At 61.4% G+C, this 15,906-nt stretch carries 15 protein-coding genes; 11 read left to right on the top strand and 4 right to left on the bottom strand.

The genetic code is table 11. From position 1 onward, the window contains the following. Positions 1-51: 51 nt before the first annotated feature. Genes spoT through HU762_RS04865 form a run of 3 tightly spaced genes read left to right on the top strand, consistent with a single transcriptional unit; the run spans position 52 to position 3,371 of the window. Complete coding sequence (spoT, locus tag HU762_RS04875; RefSeq protein WP_186615195.1) at positions 52-2,157, top strand: bifunctional GTP diphosphokinase/guanosine-3',5'-bis pyrophosphate 3'-pyrophosphohydrolase; 2,106 nt, start codon at positions 52-54, stop codon at positions 2,155-2,157. Positions 2,158-2,193: 36 nt separating this feature from the next. Then, positions 2,194-2,574 carry a RidA family protein gene (locus HU762_RS04870; RefSeq protein ID WP_085685905.1) on the top strand — a complete coding sequence of 127 codons (381 nt, stop codon included), beginning with the start codon at positions 2,194-2,196 and terminating at the stop codon, positions 2,572-2,574. A 56-nt stretch (positions 2,575-2,630) separates the two neighbouring features. Next, positions 2,631-3,371: a hypothetical protein gene (locus HU762_RS04865; RefSeq protein ID WP_186633667.1), complete on the top strand. Its 741-nt coding sequence runs from the start codon at positions 2,631-2,633 to the stop codon at positions 3,369-3,371. Between the two features lie 220 nt (positions 3,372-3,591). On the opposite strand, the gene HU762_RS04860 is transcribed toward HU762_RS04865, so the two are convergent. After that, the gene (locus HU762_RS04860; protein ID WP_186633664.1) at positions 3,592-4,287 is read right to left on the bottom strand and encodes a DUF1963 domain-containing protein; all 696 of its coding nucleotides are present in this window, start codon (positions 4,285-4,287) and stop codon (positions 3,592-3,594) included. A gap of 399 nt (positions 4,288-4,686) precedes the next feature. Here HU762_RS04860 and HU762_RS04855 point away from each other — a divergent pair, with 399 nt between their 5' ends. Continuing rightward, positions 4,687-5,052 carry a hypothetical protein gene (locus HU762_RS04855; RefSeq protein WP_072390746.1) on the top strand — a complete coding sequence of 122 codons (366 nt, stop codon included), beginning with the start codon at positions 4,687-4,689 and terminating at the stop codon, positions 5,050-5,052. A 74-nt stretch (positions 5,053-5,126) separates the two neighbouring features. Here the strand turns inward: HU762_RS04855 and HU762_RS04850 are convergent, their stop codons facing one another. Beyond that, the gene (locus HU762_RS04850) at positions 5,127-5,984 is read right to left on the bottom strand and encodes an NAD-dependent epimerase/dehydratase family protein (protein WP_186633661.1); all 858 of its coding nucleotides are present in this window, start codon (positions 5,982-5,984) and stop codon (positions 5,127-5,129) included. Positions 5,985-6,172: 188 nt separating this feature from the next. Between HU762_RS04850 and exbB the strand changes: the two genes are divergently transcribed. The 6 genes from exbB to HU762_RS04820 all read left to right on the top strand — a co-directional run bounded on the left by exbB (position 6,173) and on the right by HU762_RS04820 (position 13,091). Further along, positions 6,173-7,150 carry a tonB-system energizer ExbB gene (gene exbB, locus HU762_RS04845; protein WP_186633658.1) on the top strand — a complete coding sequence of 326 codons (978 nt, stop codon included), beginning with the start codon at positions 6,173-6,175 and terminating at the stop codon, positions 7,148-7,150. A gap of 6 nt (positions 7,151-7,156) precedes the next feature. Continuing rightward, the gene (exbD, locus tag HU762_RS04840) at positions 7,157-7,585 is read left to right on the top strand and encodes a TonB system transport protein ExbD (RefSeq protein WP_186615187.1); all 429 of its coding nucleotides are present in this window, start codon (positions 7,157-7,159) and stop codon (positions 7,583-7,585) included. Further along, positions 7,582-8,337 (top strand): energy transducer TonB, encoded by a 756-nt coding sequence (locus HU762_RS04835; protein ID WP_186633655.1) that lies wholly within the window; start codon positions 7,582-7,584, stop codon positions 8,335-8,337. Before exbD ends, HU762_RS04835 begins: the two co-directional genes overlap by 4 nt. Before the next feature lie 271 nt (positions 8,338-8,608). After that, positions 8,609-9,529 (top strand): hydrogen peroxide-inducible genes activator, encoded by a 921-nt coding sequence (locus HU762_RS04830; RefSeq protein ID WP_186615182.1) that lies wholly within the window; start codon positions 8,609-8,611, stop codon positions 9,527-9,529. Between the two features lie 9 nt (positions 9,530-9,538). Next, positions 9,539-11,614, top strand: coding sequence for an ATP-dependent DNA helicase RecG (gene recG / locus HU762_RS04825; protein WP_186633652.1), 2,076 nt, complete (start codon positions 9,539-9,541; stop codon positions 11,612-11,614). Between the two features lie 79 nt (positions 11,615-11,693). Continuing rightward, complete coding sequence (locus HU762_RS04820; protein ID WP_186633649.1) at positions 11,694-13,091, top strand: aminoacyl-tRNA deacylase and HDOD domain-containing protein; 1,398 nt, start codon at positions 11,694-11,696, stop codon at positions 13,089-13,091. Between the two features lie 230 nt (positions 13,092-13,321). Here HU762_RS04820 and HU762_RS04815 read toward each other — a convergent pair whose 3' ends face one another. After that, a complete protein-coding gene (locus tag HU762_RS04815; protein WP_186633646.1) occupies positions 13,322-13,699 on the bottom strand; it encodes a helicase in 378 nt (125 codons plus the stop codon). A 461-nt stretch (positions 13,700-14,160) separates the two neighbouring features. Between HU762_RS04815 and HU762_RS04810 the strand changes: the two genes are divergently transcribed. Beyond that, a complete protein-coding gene (locus HU762_RS04810; RefSeq protein WP_186633643.1) occupies positions 14,161-14,544 on the top strand; it encodes a DUF6124 family protein in 384 nt (127 codons plus the stop codon). 365 nt (positions 14,545-14,909) lie between these two features. Here the strand turns inward: HU762_RS04810 and tagQ are convergent, their stop codons facing one another. Beyond that, positions 14,910-15,848: a type VI secretion system-associated lipoprotein TagQ gene (gene tagQ, locus HU762_RS04805; RefSeq protein WP_186633641.1), complete on the bottom strand. Its 939-nt coding sequence runs from the start codon at positions 15,846-15,848 to the stop codon at positions 14,910-14,912. Between the last annotated feature and the right edge of the window lie 58 nt (positions 15,849-15,906).

Here is a 15,906-nt window from a genome sequence, read left to right as displayed (position 1 = left end):
TGGTCGACGTAGCACGGCGCGGGGTCACAGCAAACGGCAGGAGTCATCATCATGCCGAGCATAGACGCCCTCGCCGATCGCTTATCGGCCTACCTCGGCACGGACCAGGTCAATCTGGTCCGCCGAGCCTATTTCTACGCCGAACAAGCCCACGACGGCCAGCGCCGCCGCAGCGGCGAAGCGTACGTCACGCACCCGCTTGCAGTGGCGAACATTCTTGCCGACATGCACATGGACCATCAGAGCCTGATGGCCGCCATGCTGCACGACGTGATCGAAGACACCGGCATTGCCAAGGAAGCGCTACAAGCGCAATTTGGCGAAACCGTGGCCGAACTGGTCGATGGGGTCAGCAAACTGACCCAGATGAACTTCGAGACCAAGGCCGAGGCCCAGGCTGAAAACTTCCAGAAGATGGCCATGGCCATGGCGCGCGATATCCGCGTGATCCTGGTCAAGCTCGCCGACCGCCTGCACAACATGCGCACCCTGGAAGTGCTGTCCGGCGAAAAACGCCGGCGCATCGCCAAGGAAACCCTGGAGATCTACGCACCCATCGCCAATCGCCTGGGCATGCACGCGATCCGCATCGAGTTCGAAGACCTCGGCTTCAAGGCCATGCATCCGATGCGTTCGGCGCGGATCAACCAGGCCGTCAAGCGCGCCCGGGGCAATCGCAAGGAAATCGTCAACAAGATCGAAGAGTCCCTGAGCCATTGCCTCGCGATCGACGGCATCGAAGGCGAAGTCAGCGGACGACAGAAACACCTCTACGGCATCTACAAGAAAATGCGCGGCAAGCGTCGGGCCTTCAACGAGATCATGGACGTCTACGCGTTCCGGATCATCGTCGACAAGGTCGACACCTGCTACCGCGTGTTGGGCGCTGTACATAATTTGTACAAACCACTGCCGGGGCGCTTCAAGGACTACATCGCGATTCCCAAGGCCAACGGCTATCAGTCGCTGCACACCACGCTGTTCGGCATGCACGGCGTACCGATCGAAATCCAGATCCGCACCCGTGAAATGGAAGAAATGGCCAACAACGGCATCGCCGCCCATTGGCTGTACAAATCCAGCGGCGACGAACAGCCCAAGAGCACTCATGCCCGCGCCCGGCAATGGGTCAAGGGCGTGCTGGAAATGCAGCAGCGGGCCGGCAACTCCCTGGAATTCATCGAGAGCGTGAAGATCGACCTGTTCCCGGACGAGGTCTACGTCTTTACGCCCAAGGGCCGGATCATGGAGCTGCCCAAAGGCTCCACCGCAGTGGATTTTGCCTACGCCGTGCACACCGACGTCGGCAACAGTTGCATCGCCTGTCGCATCAACCGCCGCCTGGCGCCGTTGTCCGAACCGCTGCAAAGCGGCTCCACCGTCGAGATCGTCAGCGCTCCCGGCGCACGGCCAAACCCGGCGTGGCTCAACTTCGTGGTCACAGGCAAGGCCCGCACCCACATCCGTCATGCGCTGAAACTGCAACGTCGCTCCGAATCCATCAGCCTCGGCGAACGCCTGCTGAACAAAGTGCTGAACGGGTTCGACAGCTCGCTGGACAAGATCCCGGCCGAGCGCGTGCAGATCATGCTCAACGAATACCGCCTCGAACTGATCGAAGACCTGCTCGAAGACATTGGCCTGGGCAATCGCATGGCCTACGTCGTCGCCCGTCGCCTGCTGGGCGAAGGCGAACAGCTGCCAAGCCCTGAAGGTCCCCTGGCGATTCGCGGGACCGAAGGCCTGGTGCTCAGCTATGCCAAGTGCTGCACGCCGATTCCAGGCGACCCGATTGTCGGTCATCTGTCCGCCGGCAAAGGGATGGTGGTGCACCTGGACAACTGCCGCAACATCAGCGAAATCCGCCACAACCCGGAAAAATGCATCCAGCTCTCCTGGGCCAAGGATGTCACCGGCGAATTCAACGTCGAGCTGCGGGTCGAGCTGGAGCATCAGCGCGGCCTGATCGCCTTGCTGGCCAGTAGCGTCAACGCCGCCGACGGCAACATCGAGAAGATCAGCATGGACGAACGCGATGGCCGCATCAGCGTCGTCCAACTGGTGGTCAGCGTGCACGACCGCGTGCACCTGGCCCGCGTGATCAAGAAACTGCGCGCCTTGACCGGCGTCATCCGCATCACCCGGATGCGCGCATAGCGCCTCAACAGCCGCCCCCATTACAAGGAGTCATCCATGACCAAGACCGTTATTTCCAGCGACAAGGCCCCGGCCGCCATCGGCACTTATTCCCAGGCGATCAAGGCCGGCAACACGGTCTACATGTCGGGCCAGATCCCACTGGACCCGAAAACCATGGAGCTGGTCGAGGGCTTCGAAGCCCAGACCGTGCAGGTATTCGAGAACCTGAAGGCCGTGGCCGAGGCTGCGGGGGGTTCGTTCAAGGACATCGTCAAGCTCAACATCTTTCTCACCGACCTGAGCCACTTCGCCAAGGTCAACGAGATCATGGGCAAATATTTCGACCAGCCTTACCCTGCCCGCGCCGCCATTGGCGTGGCCGCCCTGCCAAAGGGCTCGCAGGTCGAGATGGATGCCATCCTGGTCATCGAGTAATACAGGTCGGCGCAGCGTCCCCCGCTGCGCCGTTTTCGTTCTGAAAGGAATCCACCATGCGCAAAGCGCTTGCTCTCTCGCTGCTCGCCCTACTTCTCGGCGGCTGCGCCAGCGACCCTGCCGACCGTGACATCAGCGGCACCTGGATCAACCAGGCGGCCATCGACGCTGCCGCCAAGGGCGGCCCGCTTCGCGAAGCGCTGCAGGGCTACGGCCCGAACCTGGAGTGGGACGTCAACACTCGGGCCGGCCAGGCGCGCTACACCAACGGCTTCGAAAACGTCGAAGGCAAGTTGCTCGGCGAACAGGACGGCGCTTGGAAGGTCGACTTCTACGGCAGCTCGGCCAGCGAACTCAAGCGCGACGGCAACCAGTTGAGCCAGGCCGCCACCGAGAACGAACCGCAGCAGGTGTTCGACCGAGCGCAAGTCCAAGTACCGGAAGGCGCACCGATCGGCGCCAGCTTCGAGCGCGCATTATATGCCGCCTACCTGGGTGGCACTTGGAACATCAGCGAAGGTCCCGGCCAAGGCGCCACGGTGCAATTTCAACCCGACGGCCAGGTCAGCGGCCTGCCCGGCGCTGATCGCTACGCATTGTGCCTGGCCGGCGATTGCGCCTCCATGAGCGGCGGCAACGACAACATCTGGCTGCAACAGAACGGCCAGGGCAACACCTGGATCTTTGCCCGTGACGGCAAGAAACTGGAAATCTTCCAGACCGTGAATGCGGCACTGGCCGATGAGATGCCGTCGTTCACGCCGGGTGATCGCAAATGGGTGCTTGAAAAGCAGTAAGTTAGATCTGAGCCTTCAGACCGACCCCCATGCTCATGATAGTGCGGTGGATGCACCGTAGCTGTCGTGAGCAATCGGTTTTCGCCAGCCCCCTAAGATCCCCTGCATCACATCGATTTCACCCGTATGTGGCGCTCTAGAAATTGCCCTTTATATACATGCCATTGCGAGGAAGTCGGGCGCCCTGAGTGTGACAGCCAACCTTAGGCTGCCAAGACCCTCAATAAAAATTGTAATACATTACCCAATCACCAGTAAGCGGGTTTTTCCAGAACATAAGGCTTCCGCTGTCCACCACATTGAGGTTTATCTTTGCATCTGACGATATCTGGAACATGAACTCGTAACCCTCATCAGCTTCAACCCCCGACTGGCAAAACGAGGGATATCCACCAATCTTGTGTTCGTAGGCATGAGTCACCAAGTCGTAATAGCTCTCTAACTTGCCCTCACGCTCCAGCTTGAGCACCTCATCCTCAAGGTCAGCCGGCACGCCACCTCCATCCCACAGTGGGTAATCTTCTGCGACAAATTCGGCCTTCAAGGGAAAGGGCTTGAGGTGAGACGCGGCAACGCACAGGTCCTTGCGGACCAGCACATCCCCAGGACCATATTCCCTGATCAACCAATTGCGCCCCATGGGCTCGAACGCTTCCGGTAAAGGCTCGGAAACGAAAACTGTCAGGACGCGGGTGTTCTTCAGCGCAGGGCTGCAAAACGGCAGATTGGGCAGATGGAACTGCGCATAAGGCAGCATCTCGCCCCCGACCTCATTTCGCGGTATGCCCTCATCGGGCCGAAAAAGAAATACCTTCCCAAGCCAGCTTTCCTCATCGTTGTAGGTGGGCCTGAATCCACCCGCAAAGAACCTTGTAGCTGGACGAGCCAGGCGGCTCTTGATTTCTTCCTTATCCATGCTGATTTCCATTTAATTCGGGTAAATGCGTGTCAGGCACCTTGGATGAAAAAGCCGATGCGACGCATCGGTTTTTTTTAAGTATTTTTCCAGGGTTTCGGTGAGGCTAGCGAGCAGGCATCCGTCATCGACGGTTTCTGACAACGATGAACGACTGATGAAACCGCGGCAGGAAGACAATAGGCCCCGAGGACAGGGCACACAAGCCGGCGGATTCTGGCTCAGTTGTAGGCAAAGACGCCAGGCGGCGTGGCTTGCTGGAAGCTTGGCAGTCAGGGGATAAAGTGCACTGCGTGAACGTCTGGTTTGTCCTAGCTGCCAAGCTTTACTCTAAGGCGTTGAATCGCTCTGCTCGCCGAACCAACGGCGCAACCTACCACCCCGTTTGGAAGAGAAACGATGCTATTCAAAACCGATGACGAGTTGATCGCCGAGCGCTACTTTCGCTCCTCCCAGGACATTGGCGCCTTGTTTGGCATCAGCGCTGGCTTCACTTGCTTGCAGTTCCCCGATCCTCGTCCCTTCGCAATGATCGTCACCGCGCTGTTTTTCCTATGGGGTTATCTGTCGGGCGACGGTTACCGTCGGGTCGCCAAGGCCTACTTGAAACAATACCCCGGCCCCTTGGGCGGCATCCGGTTCGCCTTTACCAAACTTCCCCTCGTGGTGCTCTGCCTGGGGTTTCTCACCTTAATTATGATGGGCGCCGTGACCGCCGAACGGATTTCAGCATGGGGACGATTCTTGCCGCCGTCGCCTTTTTGAGAGTGCATGGTTGGCCGACGCGGCAGGGCTCGCCTGCCTGCGGCGGATGATCTATTCGTCACCGGGATAACGAATCAGCAACGCCCTTCGAGAATCGCCGCATACCCCTCACGAAAACTCGGATAACGCGGCGTCCAGCCCAAGGCCTTGGCCCTGGCGTTGCTGCAACGCTTGCTGCCGGCACGGCGCACACTGGCGTCTTCAGCCCACTCGGTAATGCCCATGTATTCCCGCAGCCAGCCCACCACCTCCGCCAACGACGCGGGCGCATCGTCGACGCCGATGTAACAGTCGTCCAGCGCCTGGCCCTGGCGATCGGCTTCCAGCAGGAACGCCAGCAGGCCGGCGGCATCGTCGGCGTGGATGCGATTGGCATACAGCGGCGGCTCGGTCACTACGCGATAACCCTGGCGCACCTGGCTCAGCAACCACTCACGGCCTGGACCATAGATGCCGGTCAAGCGCACGCGACTCGCCGGGATACCACTGTCCAAGGCCACTTGTTCGGCTTCGAGCATCAGCCGACCGGAATAGCCGCCGGCTACGGTAGGCGAGGTTTCATCCACCCATTCGCCCTGCTGCTGTCCATAAACGCTGCTGCTGGACACAAAAAGCAGGCGCTTGGGCTGCTGGCCATGCTGTTTCAACCAGCTCAACACATGCTGCAGTCCTTCGACATAAGCCTTGCGATAGCCCGCTTCGTCATGGTCGGTGGCGGCGGCGCTGTACACCAGATAATCCAACGGATCCGTGGGCCAATCGGCGGGGCACTGCTCGCTGAACAAATCCCCCGCCACCCCAATGACCCCGGCTGGCAGGTTCGAAACCGTGCGCCGCAAGCCATGGACCCGCCAATGCCCAGCCACTAATTGGCTGGCCAGGCGGCCGCCGATATCACCGCAGCCGGCGATCAAAACAGAAGGCGCGGACATCAAGAACTCCTCTGGTAAAGCCGCAGACTAGCCTCCGTGGGAGACGAGCGGCTAGCCATGTGAGAAAAAAAGTTACTGTATTACTTTTGTTAACAAGAATTACTTGCAATAATGCGTACCACTTTTGTTCTCGGCCTCACGAGGCCTGGAAGAGCATCAACCTTCTTTTTTTCTCAGGTCCGGCCAGCATGACACGCTCACTCTTCTCCGCTTCGCCAACCAACCGCCCTCGCGCCTGGAGCGCCACGGCGGCCTTGCTGCTTAGCCTGCTGTTGGCGCCCGGCGCTTTTGCCGACGCGCAAACGCCGGCCACCGCTCCCGCCACGGGGCCAGCCGCTACCCAGGCGCCGACCGATGCTGCCGCTCCCGTAGCGACGCCAGCAGCCACCGACCCGACCCAGGCCGTGGAAGCCAGCGCCGCAGACGCCCCTCAAGTGCTCGAAGCCGATAACACCTTGGGCATGGCCCACGACCTGTCGCCTTGGGGCATGTACCAGAATGCCGACATCATCGTCAAAGCCGTAATGATCGGCCTCGCCATCGCCTCGATCATCACCTGGACCATCTGGATCGCCAAAGGCTTCGAGCTGCTGGGCGCCAAGCGTCGCCTGCGGGGTGAAATCGCTGCGCTGAAAAAAGCCACCACCCTCAAGGAAGCCAGCGCCACCGCTGCGAAGGAAGGCACCCTCGCCAACCTGTTGGTGCACGACGCGCTCGAAGAAATGCAGCTATCGGCCAACAGCCGCGAGAAAGAAGGCATTAAGGAACGCGTGAGCTTCCGCCTCGAGCGCCTGGTCGCCGCCTGCGGCCGCAACATGAGCAGCGGCACCGGCGTGCTTGCCACCATCGGCTCCACCGCACCGTTTGTCGGCCTGTTCGGCACCGTCTGGGGGATCATGAACAGCTTCATCGGCATCGCCAAGACCCAGACCACCAACCTCGCCGTCGTAGCCCCCGGCATCGCCGAAGCCCTGCTGGCAACGGCACTGGGCTTGGTCGCGGCAATCCCGGCCGTGGTCATTTACAACGTTTTCGCCCGCTCCATCGCTGGCTACAAGGCGCAGGTGTCCGATGCTTCGGCCGAAGTCCTGCTGCTGGTCAGCCGCGATCTGGATCACCTGCCGCCCGAGCGCGGCGCGCAACCGCACATGGTGAAAGTGGGGTAATCGGCCATGGGCCTGCATTTGAAAGAAGGCGCAGACGACGATCTGGCCGAGAACCACGAAATCAACGTCACGCCGTTCATCGACGTGATGCTGGTGCTGTTGATCATCTTCATGGTGGCCGCCCCGCTCGCCACCGTGGACATCAAGGTTGATCTCCCCGCGTCGACGGCCAAGCCGTCGCCACGCCCTGAGAAACCGGTGTTCTTGAGCGTCAAGGCCGACCAGCGCCTGTTCCTGGGCGAAGACGAAATCAAGGTCGAAAGCCTCGGCGCGACCCTGGATGCCAAGACCCAGGGCAAAAAAGACACGACGATCTTCTTCCAGGCCGACAAAGGCGTCGATTACGGCGACTTGATGAGTGTGATGGACGCCCTGCGCGGTGCCGGCTACTTGAAAGTCGGCCTGGTCGGACTCGAGACGGCGCCGAAGAAATGATCACGACGCGCCAAAAGCTGACGCGTTACAGCGGTAGCCTGGCCGTGGTGCTGGGCGTGCATGCGCTTGCCATCGCGCTGGCGCTGAACTGGACGACACGTGCGCCCATCGAATTGCCTCCCCAGGCGATGATGGTCGAACTGGCGCCAGTTCCCGCGCCACCACCGCCTGCGCCACCGAAAGTCGTCACACCGCCGCAACCTCCTGAGCCGGTCGAAGAATTGCCGCTGCCTAAACTGGCCGAAGCACCGAAGGCGGAAATCGCCGTGCCCAAGCCGGTCAAGCCCAAGCCCAAGCCACAACCGCCCAAGCCCAAGCCAGTGGAGAAAAAGCCGGAGCCGCCCAAGGAACCGCCGTCGGAGCAGAAACCCAGCGACACTCAGCCAACCCAGGCCCCGACCGAAAAATCCGCGCAACCTGCCCCTGGCCCGTCCCCGGCACAGATGGCGGCCAAGGCCAGTTGGCAAGGCACGCTGCTCGCGCATCTGGGCAAATACAAGAAATACCCGGCCAGCGCCCAGGCACGCGGTAAAGAAGGCATGAACCGCCTGCGGTTCGTGGTGGATGCCGAAGGCAACGTCGTGTCTTTCGAACTGGTGGGCAAGTCAGGCAACGCCGATCTGGACCGGGCCACCCTGGAAATGATCCGTCGCGCCCAGCCGCTGCCCAAGCCACCGGCCGATCTGCTGACCAACGGCACGGTGGAACTGACGGCACCGTTCCTCTATTCCATCGACAAGCGCCGGCGCTGATTTCAAATTGCAAGCCCCTGTTACAGGGGCTTCTTGTTTTGTGGCGAGGGGATTTATCCCCGCTGGGGTGCGCAGCCCTAAAAACAGCTGACATTACCTTCCGGACGGCCTGCCGACAGTCCTATTTTGGGGGGGCTTCGCACCCCAACGGGGATAAATCCCCTCGCCACATCAGGCATTCGCCAGTGTCACACCGCGCCCGCAGTCTGATAACGTGCGTCTATCGATTGCAGCCGGTATGCTTGGCTCGCAACTTCACGGACGTTTCGCCATGACCCTCACAGAATTACGCTACATCGTGACCCTCGCCCAGGAGCAGCACTTCGGCCATGCGGCCGAGCGTTGCCACGTCAGCCAGCCGACGCTCTCGGTGGGTGTGAAAAAGCTTGAAGACGAACTCGGTGTGCTGATTTTCGAGCGCAGCAAAAGCGCGGTGCGCCTGACGCCGGTTGGCGAAGGCATCGTCGCTCAAGCGCAGAAAGTGCTGGAGCAGGCCCAAGGCATTCGCGAACTGGCCCAGGCCGGCAAGAACCAACTGACTGCCCCGCTGAAAGTCGGCGCGATCTACACCGTCGGCCCGTACCTGTTCCCACACCTGATCCCGCAACTGCACCGGGTCGCCCCGCAGATGCCGTTGTACATCGAAGAAAACTTCACGCACGTACTACGCGACAAGCTGCGCAACGGCGAACTGGACGCGATCATCATCGCCCTGCCGTTCAACGAAGCCGATGTCCTGACCCTGCCGCTCTACGACGAGCCGTTCTATGTCTTGATGCCAGCGCAACATCCGTGGACTCAGAAAAAAACCATCGACGCTGCCCTGCTCAACGACAAGAGCCTGCTGTTGCTCGGTGAAGGCCACTGCTTCCGCGACCAGGTGCTCGAAGCCTGCCCTACACTGACCAAGGGCAGCGAAGGCGCTAAGCACACCACCGTGGAATCCAGCTCCTTGGAAACCATTCGCCACATGGTCGCCTCGGGCCTGGGCATTTCGATCCTGCCGCTGTCGGCGGTGGACAGCCATCACTACGCCCCAGGCGTGATCGAAGTCCGTCCGCTGACCGCCCCCGTGCCGTTCCGCACCGTTGCCATCGCCTGGCGCGCCAGCTTCCCGCGACCCAAGGCCATCGAGATCCTCGCCGACTCGATCCGCCTGTGCTCCGTGGCCAAGCCCCCCGCCGCCAAGTAAGCCGCTGCCATGACTGAGCTGTCGAAAGTGCCGGTGACGACACTCAAGGGTGTCGGTGAAGCCATGGCCGAGAAACTGGCCAAGGTCGGCCTGGAAACCCTTCAGGACGTGCTGTTTCACCTGCCGCTGCGTTATCAGGATCGCACCCGCGTGGTGCCCATCGGTCATTTGCGGCCGGGGCAGGATGCAGTGGTGGAAGGCACCGTCAGCGGCGCCGATGTGGTCATGGGTCGCCGGCGCAGCCTGGTGGTGCGCCTGCAGGACGGCACCGGCGGGCTCAGCCTGCGCTTCTATCATTTCAGCAACGCGCAAAAGGAAGGTCTCAAGCGCGGCACCCGCGTGCGCTGCTACGGTGAGGCGCGGCCCGGTGCCTCCGGGCTGGAGATCTATCACCCGGAATACCGCGCCATCACCGGTGACGAACCGCCGCCTGTGGCTGAAACCCTGACGCCGGTCTACCCGCTCACCGAAGGCCTGACCCAACAACGCCTGCGCCAGCTCTGCCAGCAGACCCTGACCCTGCTCGGCCCCACCAGCCTGCCCGACTGGCTGCCCAAGGAACTGGCGCGCGATTACCATTTGGCGCCGCTGGCCGACGCGATTCGCTATTTGCACCACCCGCCCGCCGATGCCGACGTCGAAGAACTCGCCCTCGGGCATCACTGGGCCCAGCATCGCCTGGCTTTTGAAGAATTGCTGACTCATCAACTGTCGCAACAACGCCTGCGCGAAAGCCTGCGTTCGCTGCGCGCACCGGCCATGCCCAAGGCAAAAAAGCTGCCGACCCGATACCTGGCCAATCTCGGTTTCACCCCCACCGGCGCCCAGCAACGGGTCGGCAATGAAATCGCCTATGACCTGAGCCAACCCGAGCCGATGCTGCGGTTGATCCAGGGCGACGTCGGCGCTGGCAAGACCGTGGTCGCCGCCCTAGCCGCGTTGCAGGCCTTGGAGGCCGGTTATCAGGTGGCGTTGATGGCGCCCACCGAGATCCTGGCCGAGCAGCATTTCATCACCTTCCAGCGCTGGCTCGAACCCTTGGGCATCGAAGTGGCCTGGCTGGCCGGCAAGCTCAAGGGCAAGAACCGCGTCGCCGCCTTGGCGCAGATCGCCGCAGGCGCGCCGATGGTGGTCGGTACCCACGCCTTGTTCCAGGACGAGGTGCAATTCAAGAACCTGGCCCTGGTGATCATCGACGAACAGCACCGTTTCGGCGTCCAGCAGCGCTTGGCCCTGCGGCAGAAAGGCGTGGGCGGACGCATGTGTCCCCATCAGTTGATCATGACTGCGACACCGATCCCGCGGACCCTGGCGATGAGCGCCTACGCCGACCTCGACACCTCGATCCTCGACGAACTGCCCCCCGGTCGCACGCCAGTCAACACCGTGCTGGTCACCGACACCCGACGGGTCGAAGTAATCGAGCGCGTGCGCGGCGCCTGCGCCGAAGGCAGGCAAGCCTATTGGGTGTGCACGTTGATCGAAGAGTCGGAAGAGCTGACCTGCCAGGCGGCCGAAACCACTTACGAAGACCTGACCGCCGCCCTCGGCGAGTTGAAGGTCGGGCTGATTCATGGCCGCATGAAGCCCGCCGAGAAAGCCGCGGTCATGGCCGAATTCAAAGCCGGAGCCCTGCAATTGCTGGTCGCCACTACAGTGATCGAGGTTGGTGTCGATGTGCCCAATGCCAGCCTTATGATCATCGAGAACCCCGAGCGCCTGGGCCTGGCGCAGCTGCATCAGCTGCGTGGTCGGGTTGGCCGGGGCAGCGCCGCCAGCCATTGCGTCTTGTTGTACCACCCGCCGCTGTCCCAGATCGGTCGCCAGCGGCTGGGGATCATGCGCGAAACCAACGACGGTTTTGTCATCGCGGAAAAAGACCTTGAATTGCGCGGTCCCGGCGAAATGCTCGGCACGCGCCAGACGGGTCTGCTTCAATTCAAGGTGGCCGACCTGATGCGCGACGCCGATCTGCTCCCGGCAGTACGCGACGCCGCCCAGGCATTGCTCGAACGCTGGCCCGACCACGTCAGCCCGCTGCTGGACCGCTGGCTGCGTCACGGGCAGCAATACGGCCAAGTGTGAGCACGCGCTCAGTTTTCTGGACGCGCCCGCTGGACAAGCTGGTTATACTGACCAACTTGTAGGAAAACGGATACAGACCATGACTGAAGCTGCCCTCGTCCCCGAAACTCCGCACGCTCCGTCTGTTATTCGGCAGTTGCTCGAGAAATTGGGCATCGCCTTTGACGAAGTCATCGAGCGACCGGGCCTCAACCCCGCTCGCAAAGTGCAGGCCGTGCTGTTGCACGATGCCGTGGGCGCGCTCATGGTCCTGTTTCCGCAAAACCAGCTGCTGGACCTCAACCGGCTGGCCGAGCTTACCGGTCGTAAACTCACGGCGGTGCCAACCGAACGCCTGGAACGGATGCTCGGCAAGCACAGCCTGAGCCTGCTCCCCGGCCTGCCAGCGCTGACCAGCTCCCCTTGCCTGTACGAAGAAGGCCTGCTGCGCGAACCGAAGCTGCTGATCAACTCGGGCGAGCCGGGGTTGCTGCTGGAAGTCACCAGCGAAGCCTTCAAGACCATGCTCACCAAGGCCAGCGCCGCAACATTCGGCGAGCCTGTGAGCAACATCACTCCTAACCTGGACCGCCCGGACGACGACCGCAAGGAAATCACCCTGGCCGTGCAGGCATTCACCGCGCGGCGCATCCAGCAGCGGCTGGAAGAAACCATTGAGATTCCGCCGCTGGCCGAAACCGCGCAGAAGATCATCAAGCTGCGGGTCGACCCTGACGCGACCATCGACGACATCACTGGCGTGGTGGAAACCGACCCTGCGCTGGCCGCGCAAGTGGTGAGCTGGGCTGCGTCGCCTTACTACGCCTCCCCGGGCAAGATTCGCTCGGTGGAAGACGCCATTGTCCGGGTGCTGGGCTTCGACCTGGTGATCAACCTGGCGCTGGGCCTGGCCCTGGGCAAGACCCTGAGCCTGCCCAAGGATCACCCGCAACACACCACGCCGTACTGGCAGCAGTCGATCTACACCGCCGCCGTGATTGAAGGCCTGACCCGCGCCATGCCGCGCGCCCAGCGCCCCGAAGGCGGCCTGACCTACCTGTCGGGCCTGCTGCACAACTTCGGTTATCTGCTGCTGGCCCACGTGTTCCCGCCGCACTTCTCGTTGATCTGCCGGCACCTGGAGGTCAACCCGCACCTGTGCCACAGCTACGTGGAACAGCATCTGCTGGGGATCAGTCGCGAACAGATCGGCGCCTGGCTGATGCGCTACTGGGACATGCCCGACGAACTGGCCACCGCCCTGCGCTTCCAGCACGACCCGCACTACGACGGCGAATACGCCGCCTACCCGAACCTCGTCTGCCTGGCCGTGCGCCTGCTGCGCTCACGCAGCATCGGCTCCGGCCCTGACGAAGACATCCCCGACGCGTTGCTCGAACGCGTGGGGCTGACTCGGGAAAAGGCCAATGACGTGGTCAGCAAAGTGCTTGAAGCTGAAACGCTGCTGCGGGAACTGGCTTCGCAGTTCAGCCATTGATCTGACCAGAAGCGGAACGCGGAGCGTCCCTGGCGACATTCCCACGCAGAGCGTGGGAACGATCGAGGTTGTAGGCTGGCTGATGGGCTTTTGTGGCGAGGGAGCTTGCTCCCGCTCGGCTGCGCAGCAGTCGCAAAACCTGCAGACGCGGTCCGCCTGGAGCACCGCGTCAATCCCATGGGTCGCTGCGCAGCCCAGCGGGAGCAAGCTCCCTCGCCACTATGGCTTCACTAGGCTTTAGGCTTCCTCGGCTTCAAATATTTCATCAGCCCCTGAAACCAGATCACCAGCGCCGGGTTGCCTTTGATCTGGATCGACTTGTCCTGAATCCCCGTCATGAATGCCAGTTGCTTGTTCTTCGCCTGCATCGTGGCGAAACCGTAGCCTGCATCCTTGAATGCGATGGCGAAGGCCGGCGTTGGGTAAACACCCGACTGGCTGGTGATGCGCTGGTTCTTCACGGTGAAGTGGCGGGCGACCCTGCCGTCCAGGGTTTGCAGCTGGAACACCAATTCCTTGTCACCCAATTGCTGCTGGAAAGCAGGGTTGGTGCGGCTGGCCTTGCCCATCAACCACCCCAGCATCCACAACAAGAAACGAAATTTCATCGGCACAGCCTCGTGAGAAAAATGAACGGCTGGCGCAGTTTAGCGATTCCCCAGCGGAACGCCATCATCGAATCAGTTTAGCGGGAGATAGGCCTTATTTTGCGCATGATGACCGCCAAGTCACGTTTAGAAGTGGCATTCGCTGACCTTCAACTTCTTCGGACATTTCCTTCAAGACGCCGGGCTGTTCATGAACTAGGCAGCACTTCGAAGCAGGGCTAACCTCTGTTCGTCACCGCAAAAAACGGTGACCCGGACGTGCAAGTCCGATCTCAGGTGCATTCGGTTATGGCTATTCGTCGTGCATTTTTCTATGCTCGCCGATCGTTATGGCGGCTGCGCGTGGGAGACCTTCGGGTCTGCCGGGTACCTGAGACCGGTCTTGCACACCTACGTACAGCTGCCACCTTTATTCGAAGTGCAATCGAATGGTGTCGGCTCCATCTCTCAGGAGCTTCACTATGTTCAAGGCAACTCCGAATCCCCCGCAAAACGAACACAAATCCCGCGTCGAAAAACTCGAAGAAAAACGCCTCGAAGACGCCACCAACCGCGCCCTCGACTACTACCTAAAACCCCAGCCCGCCCCGCCGCCGGAACCCGACAAAGACCAGCTCTTCATCGTCTCCCCGCACATCGACACCGAAACCCTGCTCGCCAACGCCTCCGAAGACCTGCTGTCGATCAGCACCATCGCCGCCGACCTGGCCGACGACATCGACGACTCACGCCGCTGCGTCGCCCTGGCGATCAGCCGCATGGCCGACGGGGTTAAGTTGTTGGTTGAGCGAGCGTTGGATCATTTGGAAACAAGGGAAACAGTGGCGCCTGGCGCCGAGGGATAGTGCTTGCGACGCCTTTGGGGGAAACCCCCGCAATTGGATCGAAGTATGACAAGAGAGACAGGTCGGCTATAAGGCCGCCTCGCGGTGGACGTTGATCTCGGCGCCCCGTTAACCACGCTGGCCGAACGCAGGTATTGCGCAGTGGGCATCCCGGCATGGATGCCGGGATAGCCGCGCTGGACCATGGATGGTCCTTCGCGGCGGGCCCACGGAGCAATGCCTGCGTTCGGGCACACCGAGCCTAGGCGAGGTGCCGAGTGGTGGGGCAAGACCTTTTGGTTACTTTTGGGGCGTCTGCCAAAAGTGACACGCCGTAAGGGCGTAACCGCCAGCCGCCATCACCGCAGCAATGGATATGCTCTCAATCAAACATTCGGGCAAGGCACCGGTGCCCAATCACCCAGGTCCGGGCTCTTGCACATGCTGTTCACCTGAGTGGTGCCGGCATTGGCGATCTGCTTGCTTTGATCCTGCTTAGCCTTGGCGTCCTGCAAGGTCTTCTCAGTAGCGACCGCTTCTTTCGGAACGGTTGGCAAATCCTTCTTCTTCGCCGGCTGTACGATCTTCTTTTTCTTGTTGGTGGTCTGAGCCACAACCTGGGTAGTGTCAGCCGTCGCTACGGTCACCACGTCAGTACGCTGCACACCCACTTGCTGCAGATCTTTCTCATAAGCCTGGGTGTAGTTGTTCAGGTCTTCGGACGCCTTGCCGTTCACCGCGACGATCAGGTCATTCGACTCTTTCAGGCCAGCAACGATTTCTGCCAGGCGCTTGCGGCCCTCAGTGTCATTGACGGTCTTGGCCTTGCGGTCGGCAACCAATTTGCTGAACGCGTTCTGGTAGCACTGCTGCGAGGTCCTGGCGTAGGCGGTGCTGCGGTCAATGTCCGAAGCGCTTTTGCTGACGTCGGCAGCGTAAGAGGCGATGCGCATGTTGTCATCGGCGATCTGCTTCTGGCGCTCGGTGTAGTAACCGGCTGCACCGCCGGCCAGTGCGCCGCCAGCAGCACCGATGGCGGCGTTGCGACCACGGTCTTCCTTGTCAGCGGTCAGGGCGCCCAACAGTGCACCGCCAACAGCGCCAACGGCTGCGCCGGTGACGACCGACTTGGTCATGCTGCCTTCGGTTGCACGCAAGTGCTGCACCGGCTCGTAGCAGTTCGGGTAGTACTCGACCTTGGTGCTCGAGGCGACCTTGGAAGTCGGCGACGTGGCGCAACCGGTCAGTACAGTGCTGAAGCCGACAGCGACCATCAGCAAGTGACGCTTGGAAACCGAAGCAAAAGGTTTACGGGAGAAAAGCATAGTTGTGTTCTCTTTTAAGTGTTGACCAGCTCAGCACGGCGCTATCGCCGCCTGAGTC

The organism is Pseudomonas sp. SWRI92, assembly GCF_014268685.1.
Classification (GTDB): domain Bacteria; phylum Pseudomonadota; class Gammaproteobacteria; order Pseudomonadales; family Pseudomonadaceae; genus Aquipseudomonas; species Aquipseudomonas marvdashtae.
The sequence above is the reverse complement of the archived record's forward strand: the minus strand, read 5'-3'. Positions and strand labels throughout refer to the sequence as shown.

Excerpts from the sequence above, each read along its gene's own strand:
- spoT (WP_186615195.1), top strand. The coding sequence starts at position 52 with ATGCCGAGCATAGACGCCCTCGCCGATCGCTTATCGGCCTACCTCGGC.
- HU762_RS04870 (WP_085685905.1), top strand. The coding sequence starts at position 2,194 with ATGACCAAGACCGTTATTTCCAGCGACAAGGCCCCGGCCGCCATCGGC.
- HU762_RS04865 (WP_186633667.1), top strand. The coding sequence starts at position 2,631 with ATGCGCAAAGCGCTTGCTCTCTCGCTGCTCGCCCTACTTCTCGGCGGC.
- HU762_RS04860 (WP_186633664.1), bottom strand. The coding sequence starts at position 4,287 with ATGGATAAGGAAGAAATCAAGAGCCGCCTGGCTCGTCCAGCTACAAGG.
- HU762_RS04855 (WP_072390746.1), top strand. The coding sequence starts at position 4,687 with ATGCTATTCAAAACCGATGACGAGTTGATCGCCGAGCGCTACTTTCGC.
- HU762_RS04850 (WP_186633661.1), bottom strand. The coding sequence starts at position 5,984 with ATGTCCGCGCCTTCTGTTTTGATCGCCGGCTGCGGTGATATCGGCGGC.
- exbB (WP_186633658.1), top strand. The coding sequence starts at position 6,173 with ATGACACGCTCACTCTTCTCCGCTTCGCCAACCAACCGCCCTCGCGCC.
- exbD (WP_186615187.1), top strand. The coding sequence starts at position 7,157 with ATGGGCCTGCATTTGAAAGAAGGCGCAGACGACGATCTGGCCGAGAAC.
- HU762_RS04835 (WP_186633655.1), top strand. The coding sequence starts at position 7,582 with ATGATCACGACGCGCCAAAAGCTGACGCGTTACAGCGGTAGCCTGGCC.
- HU762_RS04830 (WP_186615182.1), top strand. The coding sequence starts at position 8,609 with ATGACCCTCACAGAATTACGCTACATCGTGACCCTCGCCCAGGAGCAG.
- recG (WP_186633652.1), top strand. The coding sequence starts at position 9,539 with ATGACTGAGCTGTCGAAAGTGCCGGTGACGACACTCAAGGGTGTCGGT.
- HU762_RS04820 (WP_186633649.1), top strand. The coding sequence starts at position 11,694 with ATGACTGAAGCTGCCCTCGTCCCCGAAACTCCGCACGCTCCGTCTGTT.
- HU762_RS04815 (WP_186633646.1), bottom strand. The coding sequence starts at position 13,699 with ATGAAATTTCGTTTCTTGTTGTGGATGCTGGGGTGGTTGATGGGCAAG.
- HU762_RS04810 (WP_186633643.1), top strand. The coding sequence starts at position 14,161 with ATGTTCAAGGCAACTCCGAATCCCCCGCAAAACGAACACAAATCCCGC.
- tagQ (WP_186633641.1), bottom strand. The coding sequence starts at position 15,848 with ATGCTTTTCTCCCGTAAACCTTTTGCTTCGGTTTCCAAGCGTCACTTG.